Here is a 6558-nt window from a genome sequence, read left to right on the forward strand (position 1 = left end):
TCACGCCGGTGGGCGGCCCCCGGTGAGCACCCAGCGGATGTCCACGAAGCCCGGCTGCTGCAGGGTCATCCGGCCACCCTTGACCACCTGGTAGGTGACCCAGGTGTTCACCAGCCGCGGTGACTCGGTGCTGGGCAGCATGTTGGGGGTGCCCCAGTTCAGCGGCGGGGTGAGCCCGACGTCGATGCCCTCGCCGCTGTCCAGCAGCCCGGTGACGGTCTTCTCGGTGACCTGCCGGCCGGACGCCGCGACCTTCTCGGCGACCAGCCGGAACACCTCGTACGCGACCCAGGTGGTCTGCACGCCGGGATCGGAGACGTCGATGGTGTGGCCGCCGGTGGCGTCGGCGCGCACCACCGCGCGCAGCCCGTCCCAGACCTTCGCCGATTCCGGCGGGTACCAGCTGGTGACGTAGGTGCCGGCCAGCGGGCCGGAGTCGCCGCCGGTGGAGTCGACCACCGACTGCTGCACGCTGCCGATCACCGAGGCGAACCGGGTGTTCCTCGGGTTCAGCCGGCGGTAGGAGTCCAGCAGGTTGCCGGTCGGCTCGGCGGCGAGGGCGCTGGTGACGCAGTTCGCCGGTTCGTCCTTGCCGATCGCCTTGCGGGCCACCGCCGTGTAGTCGGTGGACTGCTCGGGCGCCTTGACGTCGAGCAGCTTGATGCCGGCCGGCTTGAGCGCGTTGGCCAGGTAGCCGAGCAGGTTGTCGCCGGACGGGGTGTCCGGGCGGACCAGCGCGACGGCCTTGCAGCCGGCCTCGACCAGCTGACGGCCGCTGCCGCCGATCAGCGCGGGCATGCCGCCGTCCACCGGGTACGAGAGCGGGCTACTGAACTCGGGCTGGGAGAGCCCGTAGCCGCCGATCAGGGGGATGCCGGCGCGCTCCAGGACGGGCATGAAGTCGAAGCCGTACTGGCTGTAGGAGCCGATCACGGCGACCGCCTTGGCGTCCACCGCCCGCTGGGCGCAGGCCTTGGCGCCTTCGGAGGTGTTGTGCTCGTTGCAGGTGAGCACCTGCAGCCGGCGGCCGTTCAGCGCGCCCTTGAGGTTGACGTCCCGGCCGATCGCCTCGGCGAGCGCGGTCATGCCGGGCCGGTCGGCGGAGCCGGTGCCGGACGGGGACCAGGTCATCACGGTGAGGTCGCCGCCGTTGGTGGAGGCATCGGCCGGTCCGCCGCACGCGGAGGCCGAGAAGAGGGTGGGGAGCAGGGCCGCGGCGGTGGCGGCCGCGGCGATCGGGCGGCGGCGGCGCCGCGCGAACTGGTGCCGGGGTTGGAACGGGTCCCTTCGGCTGGTCATCGGTCTTCCCTCTCTGGGGCGCCATCCGGCGCACCGGAGCAAGCCAAGCCCCGGCGCCACACGCCGAGAGGGCCGAAGTGCGAACGGTCGGATAACGGGAGCTGAAATCCGGCGGGGCACGCGTGTAGATCGGGAGTGGAGTACGAACGGACAGGGAACGTACGATCGTTCTCCATGTCCGCCAGCACAGATTCTTCGCATCGGTCTGCCCGAAACACTTCTCGTCCGGGCCACCGCTCCAGCACGATGAACGGCATGCCGCTCAACGACCTGCCCTGGTGGCGCTGGCGAGCCCGACTGCGCTCGGCGCTGCACATGTTGTCCGACCCCGGTTTCCAGCAGGAGACCTGGCTGAACGGCCGGGAGGGGTACGGCGACGTGACCGACGCCGTCTACCGGCTGGTCGAGGACACCTGGCTGGACCACTGGTCGGCCGAGAAGTACGTGGGCACGATCTTCCGCGACTCCGCCGAGGCCGCCCTGGTCGACGTCGCGGTGCTGCGCGTGGTCCAGCTGCTGCACGAGGTCGGCGCGGACGCCCACGCCTCCGCCTACTTCGGCCACCCCGGCTGGCCGGAGGCGGTCCGGGCCGCGCGCGAGGCGCACGTCGCGCTGGCGGTGAACGACGGGGACGACCCGGACGCGGCGCCCAAGTCGCTGGACGTGCTGCGCATCCTCACCCGGGTCTGAGCCTGGGTCTGAGTTCGGGTCCACGGCGGGGCCGCCGGCCGGGCGCCTGGTCGGCGGCCTAACCGGGCGCCTGGTCGGGCTTTCGGTCGGGCCGCTGAGCAGTGCCGTCCCGCAGTACGGGCAGCGGGGCGGCGACTGTCCAGGATGTGACACGCTGGACCACCCACGAACGCCACGACCTCAGGACGGGATACCCCCAGTGGACCAGCAGCCGGCCAGCGCCCAGTACGTCCTCACGCTGTCCTGCCCCGACAAGCAGGGCATCGTCCACGCCGTCTCCAGCTACCTCTTCATGACCGGCTGCAACATCATCGACAGCCAGCAGTTCGGCGACGGGGACAGCGGGCTGTTCTTCATGCGGGTGCACTTCTCCGCCGCCGAGCCGGTCACCGCTGACAAGCTGCGGGCCAGCTTCGCGGCGATCGGGGCCTCGTTCGGGATGGACTGGCAGATCCACCCGACCGAGCAGCGGATGCGGATCGTCCTCATGGTCAGCAAGTTCGGACACTGCCTGAACGACCTGCTCTACCGCACCCGGATCGGCGCCCTGCCGGTGGAGATCGCCGCGGTGGTGTCCAACCACACCGACCTGCGCGACCTGACCGAGAGCTACGGCGTCCCGTTCCACCACATCCCGGTCACCCGGGACACCAAGGCCGACGCCGAGCAGCAGCTGCTGGACCTGGTCGCCAAGGAGGACGTCGAACTGGTCGTGCTGGCCCGCTACATGCAGGTGCTCTCGGACCAGCTGTGCACCGCGCTGTCCGGCCGGGTGATCAACATCCACCACTCCTTCCTGCCGAGCTTCAAGGGCGCCAAGCCCTACCACCAGGCGCACGCCCGGGGCGTGAAGCTGATCGGCGCCACCGCGCACTACGTCACCGCCGACCTCGACGAGGGCCCGATCATCGAGCAGGAGGTGGCCCGGGTGACCCACGACGTCACCCCGGACCAGCTGGTCGCGCTCGGCCGGGACGTCGAGTGCCAGGCGCTGGCCCGTGCGGTGAAGTGGCACAGCGAGCACCGGGTGCTGTTGAACGGCACCCGCACGGTGGTCTTCGCGTAGAGCGGTCGGCGTGGTCGGAGCGGCTGTGGCCGTTTACGGCCGCGACAGCAGCGGCAGGGCGTGCAGCACCTCGCGGATCGCGGCCCGGTCGCCGTGCTCGCCGACCGGCAGCCGGTCCGGATCGCGGTGCGCGGCGGCCAACTGGCAGAGCTCCAGGCCGTCCAGCACCATCGAGGCCACCGGCTCGCCGCCGGACGGCCCCGACTCCGGCCCGTCCAGCGGTATCAGCCACTCGCCGGCCGCCGGACCGTCGATCACCAGCCGCAGCCGCCGGCCCCGGCCGTGGCCCTGGCCCGCCACGGGCGGGAGGTCCGGCGCCCCGGCGGGCTCGGGACGGGTGGCGCGGGCGGCGCGCAGGTCGGCCAGTGCCCGCGGGACCATCCGGACCGCCAGGTCCACCATCTGCCGCAGGTGCTGGGGCGCCGGCGGGTCGTACGGGTAGGCGACCGCGCGGGCCACGTCCTCGCCGTGCACGTAGCACTCGAAGGCGCGGTCCACGAAGGCGTCGCGCAGCGGCAGCACGGCGAAGCCGTAGTCGACGGGGGTGTTGCCCCGCGGGGCGAGCGCGGCGGTGCGCACCAGGTCGTGGGTCTGCCGCCGCCACCGCTCCCGCACCGACTGCGGCGGGAGGCCGGCCCGGTCGGCGACCAGCCGGGCGGTGCGCTCGGCGATCCCGGCGTACGGCCCGCCCTGCAGCGGGACCCGGGGCAGGAGCAGGGGCGCCGGCGGCCGCGCGGCCGGCTCCTGCGGCGGCACCCGCCGGGCGGCCGGGGCCGGCGTGGCGCCCGGGCCGGCCGGCACCGGGTCGGGCAGGCCGAGGGCGAGCGCCAGATAGCCGTCCACGGCGGCGAGATGGCACAGCACCTCGGCCGGACGCAGCCGCCCGGTGCCGCCGTGCCACGGCAGGTCGGCCACCTCCTGCCACTCCTCCGGGCCGAGGTCGCGCAGCAGCGCGTCGAGCTTGGCCGTCTCCGCGGTGTACGGCATGCCCCAGGCGGGGACGGGCAGTTCGGCCGGGCGGCGGGCCAGGCACCAGTCGAGCACCTGCTGGCGCAGCGAGTTGGGCTGGTCGAGCGGCTCGTCCAGGGCGAGCCAGCCCGCCGCCTCACGCAGCCGGGCGGCCTCCTCGGCGCACTCCGGGCAGGTGCGCAGGTGCTGCTCCAGCTCGGCGGCGTCACGGCTCGGGCAGGCGCCGAGGGCCCAGGCGCCGAGCAGCGAGCGCAGGGCGTCGTGGCGCTCCTCGGTGGTGGGCTCGCTCCGCTCGCTCATGCGCCCCTGCCCCCGTCGTCCCTGTCGCCCGCGTCGTCCCGGTGGTCCCGGTCGTCGGCCCGGTCGTCGGCCCGGTCGTCCTCGCGGCCGTGCCGCTCGTCGTGGCGGGCGCGCTCCTCGGCCAGTTCGGTGGCCAGCAGTTCCAGGCCGAGCCGCATCCGCTGCTTGGCGGCCTGCTCGCTGATGCCGAGCAGCCGGGCCGTCTCCTGGTAGGTGCGGCCGTCGTAGTACGTCACCGCGATGGTCTCACGCAGGGATTGGGGCAGGGAGTCCACCACGTACTGCATGCGCGCGGCGGTGGCCACGGCGCGGATCTCCGCCTCGGCCGCGCCCTCGCCGCCGCCCGGGCCGTCAAGTCCGCTGCCCGGGCCGCCCGGTACCCGCTCGGCGGCCCGCCGCGCCCGCAGCCGGTCGACCGCGCGGCGGTGGGTGAGCGCGCCGAGCCAGGAGCGCAGCGAGCCCTGGGCGGGGTCGAAGTCCTCGGGGTGCTCCCAGACGTGGGCGAATATCTCCCGGGTGAGCTGGGCGGCGGCGGCCTGGTCGGCGAGTATCCGCCCGGCCAGTCCGTGCACCATCGGCGCGAGCTGGTCGTAGATCTCGCCGAGCGCGGTCTCCTCGCCGCGGGCGAGGCGGCGTTGGAGCTGCTCGTCCCAGCGCGGCGCGCGGTCGGGGGTGGCCATCGGGAACCACCCTCCTGCCCGGGTTTCGCTGGCGTACCCAACGGTATCTTGCGGCCGGTCGGCGGCGGGAGCATTCCCCGAAGAACGGAACCCGGGCCTGCGGATCGTCACCCGGGCCGTCATCCGGATCGTCACCCGGCCCGGTGCCCGGTCGTCGCTCGTACCGGTGGCCCGTGCGCGGGGCGGTCCGTGGAGGCCGCTGTTCGAAGGCCGTTGGACATATGTCGCACGGGTGGTTCGCGAGTGGCGGGCCGGGTGCGCGGGGCGTCCGGAGGTAGGTTCGCCACTGCGGGACCGGCGGGTCGGCCCGGGCCGGACGAGTGCCGGTACGAGGCTCGCGAGAGTGAACGGGACAGTATGCACTGCGCTGTCCCCCGATCGCTGGAATATGCCCGAAGCGCTTGCCGAGGTCCGTCCGCCCACTCATCCTGAGGCGTAATCGAGTCGCGGCCAGTGCGCGACGGACGAGTTGGCCCGGACGAGTTGGCCCGGACGGGACAGCTCGGGTGAGCGCCGGGCGGGAGCCCGGCCGAGGGCCCGGGTGGCACCGGGCGATGTGCGAGGGTTCGCCGGCTGGACGATCCGGCCCGATCGGGACGATGGCCGAACTGCGAGTGCGGGTGGTGGAGCGGTGCAGGTTCTTCAGGTACAGCTGGCGGTGCAGGCGGACCCGGCCGAGGTCGGCCGGGCCCGTCGGTGGGTGCGCTCGCGGCTGCTGAACCATGGGGTGGACCCGGACGCGCCGGTCGCCGAGACGGTGGTGCTGGTGGTCTCCGAGTTGGTGACCAACGCCGTGGTGCACACCGGGTGTCCGGCGGTGCTGCGGCTCTGCCTGCCGGTGGAGGAGGACCAGGCGGGCGGTGAGCCGGCCGGTCCGCTGCGGGTGGAGGTCGCCGACGCCAGCCGGACGGCCCCCGCCCCACGGCACGCCGGGGCGGACGAGAACGCCACCAACGGGCGCGGCCTGGAGCTGGTCGAGCTGCTCTGCGAGCGCTGGGGCTGGTTCCCGGACGGCTCGGGCAAGCGGGTGTGGTGCGAGATCGGCGCGGACGCCCGGCCGGCGGACCCGCTGGCGGGCGTGGACTGGGCGGCGTTGGCGCAGTAGCGGCAGCGGCAGCCCGGGGCCTGCTCGGTTCGATGCCGTTCCCGCCGGTGATCGTCGGCGGAGATCACTGGCGGAGATCACCGGCCGAAAGTTGACGCAACCATTCCGAATTTCGGACTACCCATTGACGTGACGTATCCGACTGATCACGCTTGGGTGCGGCTCTCCGTCAGTGAGGGGACGCCGAGGGGACGCCCGAACGCCGCCGCGGTGCTGTTGTCCAGGGGGACCACGCCAGCAGGGGGGCCGTGGACCGCCGGTCGCGGGCGCTCCTTGGCGAGTGCGGAGGGTGCGGCGCGGGTTCAGGGCCCGCGCGTCGCGATTGGATGGTGGCCGGCCGCGCCGTGCTCGGGGTGCACGCGGCCGGGGGGGGCGCCGGCGCCCCGCGCCGCCCGGCGCCGGCCCGGCGCACCGCGCGCCTCGCGCACCGCGGCCCGCACCGCCCCACG

At 74.0% G+C, this 6558-nt stretch carries 6 protein-coding genes; 3 read left to right on the plus strand and 3 right to left on the minus strand.

The features are described 5' to 3' along the window. Complete coding sequence (locus tag ACFV6I_RS01020) at positions 1-1299, minus strand: ABC transporter substrate-binding protein (RefSeq protein WP_380423186.1); 1299 nt, start codon at positions 1297-1299, stop codon at positions 1-3. Positions 1300-1473: 174 nt separating this feature from the next. Between ACFV6I_RS01020 and ACFV6I_RS01025 the strand changes: the two genes are divergently transcribed. Continuing rightward, complete coding sequence (locus ACFV6I_RS01025) at positions 1474-1989, plus strand: hypothetical protein (protein WP_079135686.1); 516 nt, start codon at positions 1474-1476, stop codon at positions 1987-1989. A 199-nt stretch (positions 1990-2188) separates the two neighbouring features. After that, the gene (gene purU, locus ACFV6I_RS01030) at positions 2189-3055 is read left to right on the plus strand and encodes a formyltetrahydrofolate deformylase (RefSeq protein ID WP_371517487.1); all 867 of its coding nucleotides are present in this window, start codon (positions 2189-2191) and stop codon (positions 3053-3055) included. 33 nt (positions 3056-3088) lie between these two features. Here purU and ACFV6I_RS01035 read toward each other — a convergent pair whose 3' ends face one another. Together ACFV6I_RS01035 and ACFV6I_RS01040 are read right to left on the minus strand one after the other, a co-directional pair. Further along, the gene (locus ACFV6I_RS01035) at positions 3089-4324 is read right to left on the minus strand and encodes a zf-HC2 domain-containing protein (protein ID WP_380423187.1); all 1236 of its coding nucleotides are present in this window, start codon (positions 4322-4324) and stop codon (positions 3089-3091) included. Next, positions 4321-5004: a sigma-70 family RNA polymerase sigma factor gene (locus tag ACFV6I_RS01040; RefSeq protein WP_380423188.1), complete on the minus strand. Its 684-nt coding sequence runs from the start codon at positions 5002-5004 to the stop codon at positions 4321-4323. Before ACFV6I_RS01040 ends, ACFV6I_RS01035 begins: the two co-directional genes overlap by 4 nt. 631 nt (positions 5005-5635) lie before the next feature. On the opposite strand from ACFV6I_RS01040, the gene ACFV6I_RS01045 reads away from it, so the two are divergent. Then, positions 5636-6109 (plus strand): ATP-binding protein, encoded by a 474-nt coding sequence (locus tag ACFV6I_RS01045; protein WP_063348164.1) that lies wholly within the window; start codon positions 5636-5638, stop codon positions 6107-6109. Positions 6110-6558 lie beyond the last annotated feature (449 nt).

The sequence above is a fragment of the Kitasatospora sp. NPDC059803 genome, from assembly GCF_042732255.1.
Classification (GTDB): Bacteria; Actinomycetota; Actinomycetes; order Streptomycetales; family Streptomycetaceae; genus Kitasatospora.

Coding starts and splice junctions, on each gene's coding strand:
- ACFV6I_RS01020 (WP_380423186.1), bottom strand. CDS start 1,299: ATGACCAGCCGAAGGGACCCGTTCCAACCCCGGCACCAGTTCGCGCGG.
- ACFV6I_RS01025 (WP_079135686.1), top strand. CDS start 1,474: ATGTCCGCCAGCACAGATTCTTCGCATCGGTCTGCCCGAAACACTTCT.
- ACFV6I_RS01035 (WP_380423187.1), bottom strand. CDS start 4,324: ATGAGCGAGCGGAGCGAGCCCACCACCGAGGAGCGCCACGACGCCCTG.
- ACFV6I_RS01040 (WP_380423188.1), bottom strand. CDS start 5,004: ATGGCCACCCCCGACCGCGCGCCGCGCTGGGACGAGCAGCTCCAACGC.